General features: G+C 57.2%; 18 protein-coding genes. 2 read left to right on the top strand and 16 right to left on the bottom strand.

Annotated features, from left to right (window positions below; genetic code table 11):
- Positions 1–43 precede the first annotated feature (43 nt).
- The 10 genes from rplA to ACR0KG_RS02755 form a co-directional block, all read right to left on the bottom strand.
- A complete protein-coding gene (gene rplA / locus ACR0KG_RS02800) occupies positions 44–742 on the bottom strand; it encodes a 50S ribosomal protein L1 (protein WP_170590383.1) in 699 nt (232 codons plus the stop codon).
- A gap of 1 nt (position 743) precedes the next feature.
- Complete coding sequence (rplK, locus tag ACR0KG_RS02795; protein ID WP_480826425.1) at positions 744–1,193, bottom strand: 50S ribosomal protein L11; 450 nt, start codon at positions 1,191–1,193, stop codon at positions 744–746.
- A 238-nt stretch (positions 1,194–1,431) separates the two neighbouring features.
- Complete coding sequence (locus tag ACR0KG_RS02790; RefSeq protein ID WP_480826424.1) at positions 1,432–2,250, bottom strand: DUF2189 domain-containing protein; 819 nt, start codon at positions 2,248–2,250, stop codon at positions 1,432–1,434.
- A gap of 205 nt (positions 2,251–2,455) precedes the next feature.
- The gene (gene nusG / locus ACR0KG_RS02785) at positions 2,456–2,989 is read right to left on the bottom strand and encodes a transcription termination/antitermination protein NusG (protein ID WP_170533167.1); all 534 of its coding nucleotides are present in this window, start codon (positions 2,987–2,989) and stop codon (positions 2,456–2,458) included.
- A 192-nt stretch (positions 2,990–3,181) separates the two neighbouring features.
- Positions 3,182–3,379, bottom strand: a complete 198-nt coding sequence (gene secE, locus ACR0KG_RS02780) for a preprotein translocase subunit SecE (protein ID WP_170533170.1) — start codon at positions 3,377–3,379, stop codon at positions 3,182–3,184.
- 101 nt (positions 3,380–3,480) lie between these two features.
- The gene (gene ccoS, locus ACR0KG_RS02775; RefSeq protein WP_170533173.1) at positions 3,481–3,639 is read right to left on the bottom strand and encodes a cbb3-type cytochrome oxidase assembly protein CcoS; all 159 of its coding nucleotides are present in this window, start codon (positions 3,637–3,639) and stop codon (positions 3,481–3,483) included.
- 6 nt (positions 3,640–3,645) lie between these two features.
- Positions 3,646–5,811, bottom strand: a complete 2,166-nt coding sequence (locus ACR0KG_RS02770; RefSeq protein WP_480826423.1) for a heavy metal translocating P-type ATPase — start codon at positions 5,809–5,811, stop codon at positions 3,646–3,648.
- A 16-nt stretch (positions 5,812–5,827) separates the two neighbouring features.
- Positions 5,828–6,286 (bottom strand): FixH family protein, encoded by a 459-nt coding sequence (locus ACR0KG_RS02765; protein ID WP_480826422.1) that lies wholly within the window; start codon positions 6,284–6,286, stop codon positions 5,828–5,830.
- A 2-nt stretch (positions 6,287–6,288) separates the two neighbouring features.
- Entirely contained in the window at positions 6,289–7,716 is a 1,428-nt protein-coding gene (gene ccoG, locus ACR0KG_RS02760) for a cytochrome c oxidase accessory protein CcoG (protein WP_480826421.1), read from the bottom strand.
- Positions 7,717–7,816: 100 nt separating this feature from the next.
- Entirely contained in the window at positions 7,817–8,695 is an 879-nt protein-coding gene (locus ACR0KG_RS02755) for a LysR family transcriptional regulator (protein WP_480826420.1), read from the bottom strand.
- Between the two features lie 101 nt (positions 8,696–8,796).
- On the opposite strand from ACR0KG_RS02755, the gene ACR0KG_RS02750 reads away from it, so the two are divergent.
- Positions 8,797–8,955: a hypothetical protein gene (locus ACR0KG_RS02750; protein ID WP_480545440.1), complete on the top strand. Its 159-nt coding sequence runs from the start codon at positions 8,797–8,799 to the stop codon at positions 8,953–8,955.
- A gap of 150 nt (positions 8,956–9,105) precedes the next feature.
- On the opposite strand, the gene ccoP is transcribed toward ACR0KG_RS02750, so the two are convergent.
- Genes ccoP through ccoN form a run of 4 tightly spaced genes read right to left on the bottom strand, consistent with a single transcriptional unit; the run spans position 9,106 to position 12,535 of the window.
- Positions 9,106–9,969, bottom strand: a complete 864-nt coding sequence (gene ccoP, locus ACR0KG_RS02745) for a cytochrome-c oxidase, cbb3-type subunit III (protein WP_480545442.1) — start codon at positions 9,967–9,969, stop codon at positions 9,106–9,108.
- Complete coding sequence (locus tag ACR0KG_RS02740) at positions 9,966–10,172, bottom strand: cbb3-type cytochrome c oxidase subunit 3 (RefSeq protein ID WP_480826419.1); 207 nt, start codon at positions 10,170–10,172, stop codon at positions 9,966–9,968. The genes ccoP and ACR0KG_RS02740 overlap by 4 nt, the downstream gene beginning before the upstream one ends.
- Before the next feature lie 12 nt (positions 10,173–10,184).
- Positions 10,185–10,913: a cytochrome-c oxidase, cbb3-type subunit II gene (gene ccoO, locus ACR0KG_RS02735; protein ID WP_480545445.1), complete on the bottom strand. Its 729-nt coding sequence runs from the start codon at positions 10,911–10,913 to the stop codon at positions 10,185–10,187.
- A gap of 14 nt (positions 10,914–10,927) precedes the next feature.
- Complete coding sequence (ccoN, locus tag ACR0KG_RS02730) at positions 10,928–12,535, bottom strand: cytochrome-c oxidase, cbb3-type subunit I (RefSeq protein WP_170533199.1); 1,608 nt, start codon at positions 12,533–12,535, stop codon at positions 10,928–10,930.
- Between the two features lie 192 nt (positions 12,536–12,727).
- On the opposite strand from ccoN, the gene ACR0KG_RS02725 reads away from it, so the two are divergent.
- Complete coding sequence (locus ACR0KG_RS02725) at positions 12,728–13,567, top strand: universal stress protein (protein WP_480826418.1); 840 nt, start codon at positions 12,728–12,730, stop codon at positions 13,565–13,567.
- A gap of 46 nt (positions 13,568–13,613) precedes the next feature.
- On the opposite strand, the gene ACR0KG_RS02720 is transcribed toward ACR0KG_RS02725, so the two are convergent.
- Positions 13,614–13,868: a GlsB/YeaQ/YmgE family stress response membrane protein gene (locus tag ACR0KG_RS02720; RefSeq protein ID WP_480826417.1), complete on the bottom strand. Its 255-nt coding sequence runs from the start codon at positions 13,866–13,868 to the stop codon at positions 13,614–13,616.
- Positions 13,869–13,924: 56 nt separating this feature from the next.
- A complete protein-coding gene (gene fnrL / locus ACR0KG_RS02715) occupies positions 13,925–14,668 on the bottom strand; it encodes a transcriptional regulator FnrL (RefSeq protein WP_480550830.1) in 744 nt (247 codons plus the stop codon).
- Positions 14,669–14,691 lie beyond the last annotated feature (23 nt).

The following is a 14,691-nucleotide window of genomic DNA, read 5'->3' as shown; positions in this document are numbered from 1 at the left end:
CGCACCACCCGGGTCTTAATACTGATGGCTAGATGCCGAGGGCTTATTCGCCCGACGCAGCTGCCACATCCAGTGTCACGCCGGGGCCCATGGTCGAGCTCAGCGCGATTTTCTTCATGTAAGTACCTTTAGCGCCCGACGGCTTGGCCTTAGCCACAGCCGAGATGAAGGCACGGACGTTTTCGACCAGCTTGGCTTCGTCAAACGACGCTTTGCCAACACCGGCGTGCACAACGCCGCCTTTTTCCGCTTTGAACTGAACTTCACCACCTTTGGCTGCTTCCACGGCCGCTTTCACGTCCATGGTCACGGTGCCAACTTTGGGGTTTGGCATCAGGTTGCGAGGGCCCAGAACTTTACCCAGACGGCCAACGATGGGCATCATGTCAGGGGTTGCAATGCAACGATCGAATTCGATGGTGCCGCCCTGGATGGTTTCCATCAGGTCTTCTGCGCCAACGATATCTGCGCCAGCTTCTTTTGCTTCGTCAGCCTTGGGGCCACGCGCAAATACCGCAACACGCATCGCTTTGCCGGTGCCGTTCGGCAGACCGACGACGCCGCGAACCATCTGGTCCGCGTGACGGGTATCGACGCCCAGGTTAAGAGCGATCTCGATGGTCTCGTCGAATTTCGAGGTCGCGTTGCCTTTGACCAGGGAAACAGCTTCTTCAACCGACAGGTTTTCCTTGCCAGCGACAGCTTCGCGCGCAGCGCGGGTACGTTTACCGAGTTTTGCCATCTTACTTCACCTCGATGCCCATAGAGCGGGCCGAGCCCTGGATGATCTGCATTGCGCCTTCGACGTCGTTGGCGTTCAGATCTTTCATTTTGGCTTCGGCGATTTCGCGAACCTGCTTCGAGGTCACGGTTGCCACGGTCTCACGACCGGGGTTTTCCGCGCCGCGAGGACGGTTCCGCTTGCCAACCGGCTTCAGACCAGCCGCTTTTTTCAGGTAGTAAGACGCGGGCGGCGTCTTGATGTCCATGGTGAAGGACTTGTCCTGATAATAGGTGATCACGGTCGGGCACGGAGCGCCGGGCTCCATGTCTGCGGTCTTGGCGTTAAATGCCTTGCAGAATTCCATGATGTTGATGCCGCGCTGACCCAGCGCCGGACCAACTGGCGGCGACGGGTTCGCCTGACCTGCAGGAACCTGCAGTTTCATTGTACCAGCAAGCTTCTTGGCCATTTGGTTTTCCTTTCAACGTAGGTGGGACGCGTCCCACCCGGTTTATGTTGCGTGGTCCGGCCCGGGATCGCGATCCCAGCAACCTCCCACGAGAGAATCTCGCCCGAAGACGATAGAGGCGGCGTTTATAGGGGAATGTATGGGTTGGCAAGTGGGTGGCATCCTGAATTCTCCCCACTTGATCAAACCTAAAGGCAAGTTTTGCTCAGGTGGGTTTCTTTGCCTATTGCGAAGGATCTCATATCTCAGATGGTGACACAGCCCGCTTATAGAGATGCCACGTGGTATGGCCAAGGATCGGCAGAGTAAAGATAAGACCCAGAAATGCCGGAACCAAAGACAACAACATGGTAATCGAAATGATCGCTGCCCAGCCTAACATGACAACGGGGTTCTCGGTGACAACGCGAATGGACGTAAGCATCGCGGAAACAAAATTTGTTTCGCGGTCGAGCAGCATCGGCATCGCGACGACGGTCACAGAGAACAAAACGGCTGACAGAAAGGCTCCGACGCAAGTGCCAATTGCAAGGAAAGTCCAACCCTGTGGCGTGAAGAATACCGAATTTATAAACCCTTCAAAGTCAGAGAATGATGCATTTTGCAGAATGATCGCTAGCCAAAGCCTGATCTGGTAGGTCCAGACCCAGAAAATGAACAACGTAACAAATGCCATCCAGCCCATTTCACGATTGCGCTGATTGGCCATGGTTTTGAGGATGTCAGACCAGCTGAATTCCTCTCCCTTCTCCAGCCGTCGGGACATCTCATAGAGCCCAGCTGCAGCGAACGGCGCGACCAGCGGGAAGCCTATGGCTGCGGGAATAATCATCCAAATCTTACCAAGCCAGACCAGACACCAAACAAATAGGATTCCGAAAACCGCATAGAAAAGGCCAAAGAAACCGCTCATGAGGGGGCGCGCGAGAAAGTCAGAAAACCCCGCTCTGAGCGAAGCGGTAATATCATCCTTTGTTAGACGATTGACCTCGGGCACGTCCTCTTGTTGCGGTGTCAGATTTTTCGGTGATGTGGAACCGTTGGCACTGGGTGCCATAACAAACTCCTCCCAAACCGTAGTGTCTGAATGGTCTGCCTATCCAGCTAGCCAGGCGGCGAGACAGATGTCTTTTGCTTGACAACAAGTTAGCAGCAGATGAGCCTCTGGCACAAGAAGAGTATATAGCAGCCAGAATTGCCTTGCTGCTATTGAATGACTTGGTGGTCTAGCTCAGCTCGGGGAATCGAACCCAAAAGAGACGTTAACTTTGCTTCGTAACCTGCGTGAAGTCCAGCTCGACCGGGGTTTCGCGGCCAAAGATCGAAACAGACACTTTCAGCTTCTGCGCCTCGTCGTCCACGCCTTCGACCATACCGTCGAAATCCTCGAACGGGCCGTCGTTGACTTTGACCTTCTCGCCCACCTCGAAGGTGATCATCAGCTTGGGCGCTTCTTCACCCTCCTGAACGCGGTTGAGGATCTGGTTCACCTCGGCGTCGCGCATCGGCATCGGGCGGCCTTGAGGACCGAGGAAGCCGGTGACGCGGTTGATCGAGTTGATCAGGTGATAGCCCTGATCGGACATTTCCATATGCACCAGAACATAGCCCGGCATGAACCGACGCTCGGTCGTGACTTTCTTGCCCCGACGCACTTCGATCACCTCTTCGGTGGGCACCAGCACTTCGTCGATATCGTCTTCAAGGCCCTGTTCAGCCACCGACGTGCGGATCTGCTCTGCGATCTTCTTTTCGAAATTCGAAAGAACGCTGACCGAGTACCACCGTTTCGCCATGAACCTGTCGTCCTTGTTTAGCTCCGAGGCGGCAAGCCGCGCGCCCCGCGTTGAAATTCAATTGCGTGACCCGGAATAAAAAGCGGCGCGCAACCTGATTCGCCGCACGCCCATTCCGAATAGTCATGTCACCTACTCTGACACGCCGTGCTGTGCAAGGGGGCAGTGGTGTTTCCACCCGCCCAAACTGCCTTAGCTGAACGCGCCCAGCACCAGCTGAAGACCCCCGCGAATGCCCAGATCGACCAGCGCAAAGAAGGCAGCGGTCAGGGCGGCCATGATGAACACCATAACCGTGGTCAACAGCACCTCACGCCGGGTCGGCCAGACGACCTTGGAAACTTCGGCACGGACTTGCTGAATGAACTGGATCGGGTTGGTGGTGGCCATGTGGCTTGGTCTCTCTGCTAGCGGATAGGCCGGACATAGCTGGGCATTGCGGCAATTTCAAGGGCGGTTCGGATCAACTCTGCTTGGTCGATGCGACGCGGTTACGGCTTGGGCTTATCGTCCCATTCCTCGCTGAGAATCCGGCGGGCGTCGCCCTCGGGATCCTCGTACTGGTTCGAACGGACCGTGTAAACAAACGCAACTAAGCCAACGCCGCCCAGAAAAAGGGAAATCGGGATCAGATAGGCGAGCACTTCCATTCGAGGTTACCTCAGCCGCAGGGCGTTCAGGGATACGGTAATGGACGAGGTCGACATCGCCAAGGCCGCTATCAGTGGCGTCGCCAAACCAGCAACGGCCAGCGGGACTGCGATAACATTATAGACGGTGGCGATGCGGAAGTTCTCGCGAATCCGTTTGGTGGCTTTGACGGCGGTATCGCAAGCGTCCGCGATGGGCGACAGATCGGTGCCCAGCAAAACGATGTCTGACGCGACGCGTGCGGCATCCAACGCCGAAGCCGGAGAGATCGAGACATGCGCCGCAGCCAGCGCGGCCGTGTCGTTCAAGCCATCACCGACCATCAGCACATGCCGACCCTGATCACTGAGTTCCTGAATACGCTGGGCCTTGTCTTGCGGCAGCGCCTCGGCGATCCAGTTTTGGATGCCCAGCTTGTTGGCCAAGGCCTCAACAGCACCTTTGGAATCGCCCGAGATCAGCATGATCTGCTTTCCAGTCCTCGCAAATGCTTTGACCGCCTCTGCCGCTCCGGGCCGTAGCGTGTCTGAGAAGTTGAAAGCCTTGGGGGGATTTGATCCGACCGACAGCCACGCTGAAGTCTCGGACCCTTGCTCAGCCCCCACCCAAGCCGCCCGGCCCAGGCGAACCCGCTGACCGCGATATTGACCTTCGGTGCCGTAACCCGGCACCTCAACGATATCCTTCACCCCGGCAGGTTTGACACCCGCAGCCCGCGCTGCCTGTGCCAATGCGACCGATAGCGGATGGGCCGATGCCTCGGCCAGTGCCAGCGCGACTTCCAGATCGGCGCGGGAATGGTCGCCCAGATTGGTCAGTTCGGGCGCGCCTGAGGTGAGCGTGCCGGTCTTGTCGAAGACAACCGTGTCAACCTCGGCCAGACGTTCCAGCGCCGTTGCGTGTTTGATCAGCATCCCTCGGCGGAACAACCGGCCCGAGGCCGCTGTCGTCACCGCAGGCACGGCCAGCCCCAGGGCGCAGGGACAGGTGATAATCAACACCGCCGCAGCAATGTTCAATGCAGTGCGCAGATCGCCGGAATAGATATACCACCCCAAAAAGCTGAGCGCCGAAAGGATGTGAACCCCCGGCGCGTAAAGCTTGGCAGCCTTATCGGCCAGCGACGTGTACCGAGACCGACCGGATTCTGCGATCGCAACCAGATCGGCCATACGGTGGAGTGAAGTGTCTTCTCCCACAGCAGAGGCTTGAATGGTCAAGGGGCCGGTCAGGTTGACCTCGCCCGCGCTGACGGTTTGGCCGGCTTCGGCAAAGACAGGCAAGGTTTCACCCGTCAGCAAAGAGCGGTCTAATTCGGACTGGCCCGAAACGATCTGACCATCCACTGGCATCCGCCCACCGGGGCGAACCAGGATCAGATCACCCACGGTCAGTTCTGAAACGGCAACCTCTTCCTCAACCCCATCAATGACACGAATGGCGCGGGGCACCTCAAGCGCGGTCAACTCCTCAGCTGCCGAGCGCGCCGCCGCACGGGTTCGGTAGTCCAGATACCGTCCGGCCAGCAGGAAGAATGTCAGCGTCAGCGCAGCATCAAAATAAGCATGTTTTCCGCTCAGCGCCGTTTCCCAAAGCGATGTCGCAAGGGCCAGCAGGATCGCCAGCACGATCGGAACATCCATGTTCAGGCGTCGAACACGCAAGGCGCTCCAAGCATTGGCAAAGAAGGGCTGTGCCGAAAAGGCAATAGCTGGCAAGGCGATGGCAGCAGAAATCCAGTGGAACATGTCGCGCGTCGCATCGGCGGCACCTGACCAGACCGACACGGACAGCAGCATGACATTCATCGAAGCAAAGCCAGCCACCGCGAGCCGCATCAACAGATCCCGACCCGCCTTATCCGCGCTGGTTGCAGACAGGGCACCGGAGTCCAGCTCATGCGCTTCATACCCGGCGCGTTCCAGAACCGGGATCAGGTCCGCGGCCCGCGTCTCGGGCGCAGCTTTGATCATCGCTCGTTTGAGGGTCAGGTTCACGCGCGCATCCTCGACCCCGGGATGTGCATTCAGTGCACGCTCGACATTCGCGATACAGGCCGAACAGTGAATACTCGGCAAAGACAGCGCAATCTGTACATCCTCGGGGATCGGGCGCGCAGGTTGTGCCGGGGTTGCGATGCACCCGGGACAACCTGCCGTACCAGAAGGCATTTGCGCCGTCACACCATCAGCCTTTCACATAAAGCGGCACGCGCTGTGCAAACTCAGCCCCCGCATGATCACGGGCCACCAGCCGGATATTCCAGTTCCCCTTACCCAAAGCAGCTGGTGTCGCGTAGGCGATGCCATCAAAGGTAAACTCAGGCGAGAAGTCATCCTTCACATGGGTCGCGCGCCCTACAACCGCCTGCAATTCAGCCACCTGAACCGGCGCGCCGGTCGCATCAGTGATGTGCAGAATTAACAGCCCGCCCTTGGTTTCGGCCCGTACGTCCCACCCCAAGGCTCGCTGTTCCTGCAGACGTTCGTTGAAGTTCTGGCTGGCGACGTAGGAGTTCTTTACCTCCAACCCCGGAAAGGTTTTCACCGCGCTATAGGCCAACAGCAGGTTGACTGAGATGATGACTGTGAAGGCACCCACAAATATGGCCAGTGCATGTTTTCCCGTAAACTTGCGTTCTGTCATGATCAATTTCCTCGTCCATTGAACGTGGTGTCTTTGTAAGCACGCTCGCCGTTGGTGATGTCCTCGACCCAAATCCGAACGGGCGTTGTGTCCGCACCAGCGGGGCCGGTGTCACCCGAAGCCACGATATAAACCCGAACCAGCTGTGCCGTATCCGCCGTCACATTTACAGTATGCAGGTTTGTGCCCTCAATCTCCATCCGCATGCTTGGGTCGCCAGCAAGTGACAGGCTGAACAACCGATCCTCGCCATGTTTGTTGCGCAAGCGCACATCATAGGTGTTGCGAATGGTGCCATCAGACAATGTCACAAAGGTCGGGTTGCGGACAGGAGCGACGGTCAGATCAATATCGGACCGGATGAACAGCGCGAACAGCAAGGCGAAGCCGACAGCAGACCAAAGTGACGTGTACATGATGGTGCGCGGCCGTAGGATATGTTTCCAAACGCTCTTGGGCGGATGGCCTTCGCGTTCTCTGGGTTCATCGCTCAGTGCCATATAGTCGATCAAACCACGCGGCTTGCCGATCTTAGCCATCATGTCGTCGCAGGCATCGATGCAAAGCGCGCAGGTGATGCACTCAAGTTGCTGGCCGTCGCGGATATCGATGCCAACGGGGCAGACATTCACACAGGCCATGCAATCGATGCAATCGCCCAACTCGGAGTCGGCGGTGCGTTTGCCTTTGCCGCGCGGCTCACCGCGCCATTCTCGGTAGCCAACGACCAGAGTATCCTCGTCCATCATTGCCGCCTGAATGCGAGGCCAGGGGCAGGCATAGATACAAATCTGTTCGCGCGCGAAGCCGCCGAACAGGAAGGTCGTGCCGGTCAGGATCAACACGGTTGTGTAAGCCACCGGGTGCGCATTGCCGGTCACCAGATCGCGCAGCAGAGTTGGTGCATCGGCGAAATAGAAAACCCAAGCGCCTCCCGTCAGTAGACCGATCAGGAACCAAGACGCCCATTTGGTCAGGCGCAGGCGTGCTTTGCGGAAATCCAGCTTCTCTTGTCGTTGCAGGCGCAAACGCGCGTTCCGATCCCCCTCGATCCAGCGTTCGACCAGGATGAACAGGTCGGTCCACACGGTTTGCGGGCAGGCATAACCGCACCAGACTCGACCCAAGGCCGAGGTGAACAGGAACAGTCCAAGCCCAGCCATGATCAGCAGGCCCGCGACAAAATAGAACTCATGCGGCCAGATCTCGATCCAGAAGAAATAGAAGCGCCGGTTGGCCAAATCCAGCAGCACCGCTTGATCCGGCAAACTGGGGCCACGATCCCACCGGATCCATGGGGTTAAATAGTAAATCCCCAAGGTCACGATCAGGATGATCCATTTCAGGTTGCGGAATGGTCCGGATACGCGCCGCGGAAAGATAGGTTCTCGTGCGGCATATAAGCTGGGGGCGGGGTCGGAATCGCTCACTGGCTGGCTCCAAGAATTGGCACTTTGGCTCGCGTGTTTTCTCAGATCACGTCGGTGCAAACTTTGACATGGGTCAAAACGCGCATCGAACAATCATCTTTTATTGGGCTGCGCCAGCTTGTCGCTTCAACCAACGAACAAAGGTTTTAACAGCCGGTCTAAGCGGTGTTTTTGCCGTTAAAACATGGTATCCACTGCTTTCTGGCTCGGCATAGAGCTCGACCAGGCGCCCGGCGCGGATATCCTGTTCGACGAAATGTCGCACCGTGGCCGTCACTCCTTGCCCGGCGCGAAGACCATCCAACAGCAGATTGCCTGGCAAGGATAAACGACCCGCCAACGGGGGATGATCTACACCCCGTTTGGCCAGCCAATTGCTGGCCTCAGTGGTGCCAAGTTCCTCCAACCAGGGCAACTGGCTCAGCTCTTCGGGCGTCCACTTGACTTTGCCCCCTAACAAAGCAGGCGCTGCCACGACGACAAAAGGTGTTTTTAGCAACATCTCAACATCTACACCCGGCCACCCTCCAGCGCCGTACCGGATTGCGACATCAACCCCGCCGGGCGCAAGGGTGACGAGATGTGGTGAAGGGTCGATAGCCAAGTTGATATCAGGGTAGTCGGCCTGAAACGCGGGCAAGCGTGGCATCAACCACGATGCGGCGAATGAAGGTGTCAAAGACACATGAACCGGGCGCGCCTCGCCCGACCGCATGAGATCTTCAACAACAGCACTGATTGACCCAAACCCAAGCTGCAGGGCGCGGGCCAGATGCTCGCCTTCAGCAGTCAGGGTCAACGCCTTCCCAGTGCGATCTAAAAGCGCAACACCAAGGTGTTTTTCAAGCACGCGAAGCTGTTGGCTGATTGCTGCATGACTGACGTTCAACGCGGCACCGGCATCGCTCACATTCCGCCTTTCAGCAAAGGCAGCAAAAGCCCTGAGTGAGGCCATCGGAGGAAGAGAAAGCCAATCCATATGTAATCCATACTTACATGTTGGAATGGTAATTGAGTGGCATTCAGCGCGTCAAAGGTCAATCTCTATTCTCAGAAATGCTTCCGCACAGGAGAGAAACCATGCTGAATGTTTATGCCCGTTCTTTTATGACTGCGACCCGAATAGATACGCCGCGCATCCAAGACGCACCAAAGCAAGGCGACCGCAAACGTCGCTGGCTGCCAGAAAGTCACTGGTGGATCAAGAACCCGCGCGATGTGGATCTGGGCAATCTTTGATACGCGCAAAGATAAGGTGAGCGAACCGCTGCCGAGTGCAGCCTTGTTCACCAGATACAAGCACCGGCCGCTCAGGAAACGCGCGAACAGATCGAGCAGCCGGTGCCTGAACCTGCGGGCAGCGCACTGCCTGCAGGTATTCTTGTATGCTTACTGACCGCCACCCAGCTGGTGGACATAGGCCGTAACCGCACGGATCTGAGCTTCGGTCAGGCGGGTATCCCACGGCGGCATCACGCCAAATCGGCTATATGTCACCGTTTCGGTCAAGGCCTCCTCACTTCCGCCATAAAGCCAGATCGCATCGGTCAGGTTCGGGGCACCTTGGAAGACATCCCCCTGACCATTCTCACCATGACAGGCCGAGCAATTGTCTTCGAACACAACCTTGCCAGCTTGCGCTGCCGCGTCGTCGGTCTGCGCGTTGGTCAGAGACATGACGTATTGAACCACTTGGGTGATTTCCTCTTTTTCAAGAAGCTCACCAAAGGCCGGCATTTCGGACCAGCGGGTGTCATCGCTTTCCTCACTACGGATGCCGTAGCTGACTGTGGTTTCGATGTCTTCCAAAGTTCCACCCCACAGCCATGCGTCATCCAGCAGGTTGGGGAAGCCGGTTGCACCCTGCGCACCCGAACCATGACACTGTGCGCACCAGGTGCGGAACACCGCGCTGCCTGCGTTGACGGCATATTGCTGCAACTCGGCATCTTTCGAGATATCCTCGAGCGGGGTTTCCACCAGCTTCACGTTCCAGGGCGCATTGGCCTCTTCAAATGCAACCAGTTCCTTCTGCACTTCTTCGCGGGATGACCACCCCATGACGCCTGCGGTGGCGGATTGAACCAGTGGCCATGCTGGGTACATGATCGTGTAGATCACACCCCAGATGATCGTGGCATAGAAGGTCCACAGCCACCAGCGCGGCATCGGGTTGTCAAACTCTTCGATTCCATCCCAGGTATGGCCGGTTGTATTTGGATCACCCGGCTGTTTATCAGGTGTCTTGTTCATTGCCGCGCCTCCTTGGATGTGGCGGGTTCGTCTTGCTGCGGTGCAGGTGCATCGGCGTGCCGGAAGGGGATGTTTGCGGTGTCCTTGTATTCCTTGCTGGCGCCGGGCCGGAAAACCCAGACCACGATGCCAATGAAGAAGGCAAAGAGCAGCAATAGCATCCAGCTATCCGCGAATTGCCGTAGGAGTGTGTATTCTTCCATCCTACCCTCCTGTTACCGGTTTGCTGCGGGGGTGAAGGTCGAGAAATCGACCAGCGTGCCCAGCATCTGCAGATAAGCGATCAGCGCATCAGCCTCGGTCAGTTCGGGCTGACCATCGAAGTTGCGCACGTTGACCTTGTCGCCATAACGCTCCAGCAACCCGTCAAAATCGCTGTCAGGATCGGCCTGAGCGCGGAAGTCCGCCACTGCGTTCTCCAACATCTCTTCGGTGTAGGGCGTTCCAACAACAGCGTTCACCGCCATGATGTCACCAATGTATTCACCGTCGATCTTGCGGTTTTCAAGGAAACCGTATTTCGGCATCACCGATTCCGGCACCACCGACTGTGCATCGCGCAGGTGGCGCACATGCCAGTCATCCGAGTAACGGCCACCCACGCGGGCCAGATCAGGCCCGGTGCGCTTCGACCCCCACTGGAACGGATGGTCATACATCGACTCGGCCGCCAGCGAATAATGGCCATAACGTTCGACCTCGTCCCGCATAGGGCGGATCATCTGGCTGTGGCAGACATAGCAGCCTTCGCGGATGTAGATCTCACGCCCTGCCATCTCGAGCGGGGTGTAAGGGCGCATGCCCTCTACCTTTTCGATGGTGTTCTCAAGATAGAACAGCGGGGTGATCTGAACGATGCCACCGATGGTTACGACCAGGAAGCTAAAGATCAGCAGAAGGGTCGCGTTGGTCTCGAGGATCTTATGTTTGTCAAGAATTGCCATTGCTCCGGCCTCCTTTATTCAGCCGGGACTGCGACGGTCAGGTTGGCCTCACGGGCCGGCGCTTTCCGCACAGTCATCCACAGGTTGTAGCACATGATCAGTGAGCCAGCGAGGAACAGGACCCCACCCAAGCCACGTACCACATACATCGGGAACTTGGCGGCTACGGTGTCAGCGAACGAGTTCACCAGGAAGCCGTTGGCATCCACTTCGCGCCACATCAGGCCTTCCATGATACCGGTGACCCACATCGACGCGGCGTAGAGCACGATGCCGATGGTGGCGAGCCAGAAGTGCCAGCTGACCATCTGCAGCGAATACAGACGCTCACGCTTCCACAGGACAGGCACCAGAAAGTACAGCGCGCCAAAGGTGATCATGCCGTTCCAGCCCAGGGCGCCCGAATGCACGTGACCAATGGTCCAGTCGGTATAGTGGCTAAGGCTGTTCACCGCACGGATCGACATCATCGGACCCTCAAAGGTGGACATTCCATAGAAGCCGACCGAGATGACCATCATGCGGATGATCGGATCGGTGCGCAGCTTGTCCCACGCGCCCGACAGGGTCATCAGACCGTTGATCATACCACCCCAGGACGGCATCCACAGCACGATCGAGAACACCATGCCCAGCGTCGAGGCCCAGTCGGGAAGCGCGGTATAGTGCAGGTGGTGCGGACCGGCCCAGATATACAGGAAGATCAGCGCCCAGAAGTGGATAATCGACAGCTTGTACGAGAATACGGGACGTTCGGCCTGTTTCGGAATGAAGTAGTACATCATGCCCAGGAAGCCCGCAGTCAGGAAGAAGCCCACAGCGTTGTGGCCATACCACCACTGTATCATGGCATCCTGCACGCCGGACCAGACGATAACCGATTTCGAACCCCAGATGCTGACCGGGATGGTCATGTTGTTGACCAAGTGCAGCATCGCAACGGTCACAATAAAGGCCAAGTAGAACCAGTTGGCCACATAGATATGCGGCTCTTTCCGCTTGATGATCGTGCCCAGATACACGGCTAGGTAAGCCACCCAGACGATGGTCAGCCACAGGTCCACATACCACTCAGGCTCGGCATATTCCTTGGATTGCGTACCACCCAGAACATAGCCAGTTGCGGCCAGCACTATGAACAGCTGATAGCCCCAGAATACGAACCATGCGAGGTTGCCACCCCACAGACGCGCAGCACTGGTGCGTTGCACCACGTAGAATGACGTCGCGATCAACGCGTTGCCGCCAAATGCAAAAATCACTGCCGAAGTGTGCAGCGGACGCAGACGACCAAAGTTCAGATAGCCCTGCGCCCATTCAAAGTTGAGCGTTGGAAAGGCCAGCTGGAACGCAATAAAGGTTCCTGCAAGGAACCCAACAACACCCCAGAAGGCTGTTGCGATCACGCCATAGCGGATCACGTCATCCATGTATTCGCCCGAGCGATCTACTAGAATATCTGGCTCATCCGTGTTTCGAAGCGTCCAGATAAACAATCCCGCGGCGATGACCATCACCAGAATCGCATGCACCTGATACGCCAAATCCCGTGCGTAATTTGACCCTATGGCAGCAAACACCACCAGAAGGCCAAGCACGATCAGCTTGATGTAATTCGACATATTGCGTCCCTTTACCCTGCTCTGCGCGATTTACATGCCGCGCAAAACCTTTTTGACTGCTTGATGTATTGTCGAATGATGGTCCCGACTGCTTTGATCTGAGTCAAGACAACCCGCCGTTTTCTGTGACACGCATAATAGGTGAATGGGCACCTACCTATAACGAACCCGCGCTCGGAAGATGAGGTCGACATGGCTTACAAATCTATTCTCACCATCATGACTGAAACAAAGTTGGCCCAGCCTGCACTTGCCCAGACCGCCGTTCTGGCCGAGGCGCAGGATGGTCATGCCGAGGCCCTGTGCCTGGGTGTCGATCGCAGCCAAACCGGCTATTATTACGCCGGCGCAAACGCGTTGATCCTTCAGGAAACGCTCAGCCGGGCCAATGCGGATGCCGATGAAGTTCTGGCGTTTGCAAAGGACTATCTGAAAAAGACATCAGCGCGCTGGTCAGCCGAAAGTGGCGTTGCCCAGATTGCCGATATTGGCCGCCACGTCGCGCACCGCGCCCGGTTCTCAGACCTGGTCGTGCTGTCTCAACCCTATGGGGAGGAGTGTGGCGCCGAAGCAGAGCCCATCATCGAGGCTGCTATGTTCGAAGGTCACGCCCCGGTTCTGGTTGTCCCGGGCAAGGACAACCCAGTTGCTGCACCCCAGAACATCATGATTGCCTGGAACGAAAGTGTCGAAGCAATGCACGCCGTTCGACGCGCCTTGCCGTTCCTAGTACAAGCTGAATTGGCGCGCATCGTAGTAATCGACCCGCCCCGCCACGGGCCCGACCGGTCAGATCCAGGTGGCGGCTTATCGCAGATGCTGGCACGGCACGGCGTGAAATGTGAAATCGAGGTACTCAGCAAAACCATGACCCGCGTCTCCGACATTCTGAACCGGCACGCGACCGACACGGAATCGGACATGATTGTGATGGGGGCCTATGGCCATTCGCGTTTTCGCGAGGCGATATTGGGCGGGGCAACGCGCAATATGCTCGAGCAGTCTGTGGTGCCGGTTTTTCTGGCCCACTAAACAGGGTTTGCACTGTGGAGGCTGCCTGTCTGGGCAGCTTCGTTGATCATCCGCGCCGTACCAAACCGATCAGGAACAACAATATCGCTGCGCCAATTGTGGCAGCGAAGATCGACGAAAACACGCCGCCTCCTACGGAAAAGCCCAGCGCCGGGAATATCAGACCTGCAACAAAAGCGCCGACTATGCCGACGATGATGTTCCCGAACAGGCCAAAGCCACGGCCTTCCATGATTTTGCCTGACAACCAGCCTGCGATTGCGCCGATTGCAACCATGGCCAATACACTGCTGAATTCCACGGTGTTCTCCTTAACACTAGCGCGCCGTCGTTTGAGCCCGCTAGCTAGTCAGACACTCAGACCAGAAACCCGCCATCCGAGTCATCTCCGGCCTCTTCCAACAGCCGATCCATATCCGGCACAGTCACATGGCGTTTGCCTTCCAGCAAGATCACCCCGTCCTTCTTAAGCGCCGAAATCTGTCGACTGACGGTCTCTAACGTCAAACCAAGGTAATCCGCCATGGCTTCGCGTGTAAGCGGGAGATCGAAAACAAACGGACCAGACAGCCCCTTTTGGCTGACCGATGCATCGCGTCGGGCAATGATCGACAACAGGCTGGCAATCTTTTCCCGTGCGGTCTTGCGCCCCAAAACCAACATCCACTCGCGGGCCGCATCCAACTCGTCCAAGGTCATTTGAAGCAGACGATGTGCAATATGTGGCGTTACATTCATCATGTCTTCGAAGGGTTTCTTGCGAAAACAACACATGACCACATCCGTGGTGGCCTGCACATCATAGGCCGCTGCGTCGCGTCCGGGGCGACCGACAAAATCGCTGGGCAGCAAAAGGCCCACCATCTGGGTCCGGCCGTCCTCCATTGTTTGGGTCAGCGAAGCGATACCCGACACGATCGAGCCGACAAAATTCATCTGATCACCCGACCAAATGATCGTCTGACCTGCTTCGAAGCTACGGTAGTACTTGATGCTATCGAGTGTTTCGAGTTCATCCGCATCACAGCGCGCACACACAGCGCGATGGCGGATAGGGCAACTTTCACAGTTGGCGTGATCGAACTGTAGTTTTGCTGTCATGCGCGTTCCCACTTGATCTCGGT

The organism is Ruegeria sp. H4, assembly GCF_056533065.1.
This window is presented reverse-complemented; position numbering and strand designations above follow the sequence as displayed.

Excerpts from the sequence above, each read along its gene's own strand:
- ACR0KG_RS02765 (WP_480826422.1), bottom strand. The coding sequence starts at position 6,286 with ATGACAGAACGCAAGTTTACGGGAAAACATGCACTGGCCATATTTGTG.
- ACR0KG_RS02770 (WP_480826423.1), bottom strand. The coding sequence starts at position 5,811 with ATGCCTTCTGGTACGGCAGGTTGTCCCGGGTGCATCGCAACCCCGGCA.
- rplA (WP_170590383.1), bottom strand. The coding sequence starts at position 742 with ATGGCAAAACTCGGTAAACGTACCCGCGCTGCGCGCGAAGCTGTCGCT.
- ACR0KG_RS02740 (WP_480826419.1), bottom strand. The coding sequence starts at position 10,172 with ATGGAAGAATACACACTCCTACGGCAATTCGCGGATAGCTGGATGCTA.
- rplK (WP_480826425.1), bottom strand. The coding sequence starts at position 1,193 with ATGGCCAAGAAGCTTGCTGGTACAATGAAACTGCAGGTTCCTGCAGGT.
- ccoO (WP_480545445.1), bottom strand. The coding sequence starts at position 10,913 with ATGGCAATTCTTGACAAACATAAGATCCTCGAGACCAACGCGACCCTT.
- nusG (WP_170533167.1), bottom strand. The coding sequence starts at position 2,989 with ATGGCGAAACGGTGGTACTCGGTCAGCGTTCTTTCGAATTTCGAAAAG.
- ccoS (WP_170533173.1), bottom strand. The coding sequence starts at position 3,639 with ATGGAAGTGCTCGCCTATCTGATCCCGATTTCCCTTTTTCTGGGCGGC.
- ccoP (WP_480545442.1), bottom strand. The coding sequence starts at position 9,969 with ATGAACAAGACACCTGATAAACAGCCGGGTGATCCAAATACAACCGGC.
- ACR0KG_RS02725 (WP_480826418.1), top strand. The coding sequence starts at position 12,728 with ATGGCTTACAAATCTATTCTCACCATCATGACTGAAACAAAGTTGGCC.
- ccoN (WP_170533199.1), bottom strand. The coding sequence starts at position 12,535 with ATGTCGAATTACATCAAGCTGATCGTGCTTGGCCTTCTGGTGGTGTTT.
- ACR0KG_RS02790 (WP_480826424.1), bottom strand. The coding sequence starts at position 2,250 with ATGGCACCCAGTGCCAACGGTTCCACATCACCGAAAAATCTGACACCG.
- secE (WP_170533170.1), bottom strand. The coding sequence starts at position 3,379 with ATGGCCACCACCAACCCGATCCAGTTCATTCAGCAAGTCCGTGCCGAA.
- fnrL (WP_480550830.1), bottom strand. The coding sequence starts at position 14,668 with ATGACAGCAAAACTACAGTTCGATCACGCCAACTGTGAAAGTTGCCCT.
- ACR0KG_RS02750 (WP_480545440.1), top strand. The coding sequence starts at position 8,797 with ATGCTGAATGTTTATGCCCGTTCTTTTATGACTGCGACCCGAATAGAT.
- ACR0KG_RS02755 (WP_480826420.1), bottom strand. The coding sequence starts at position 8,695 with ATGGATTGGCTTTCTCTTCCTCCGATGGCCTCACTCAGGGCTTTTGCT.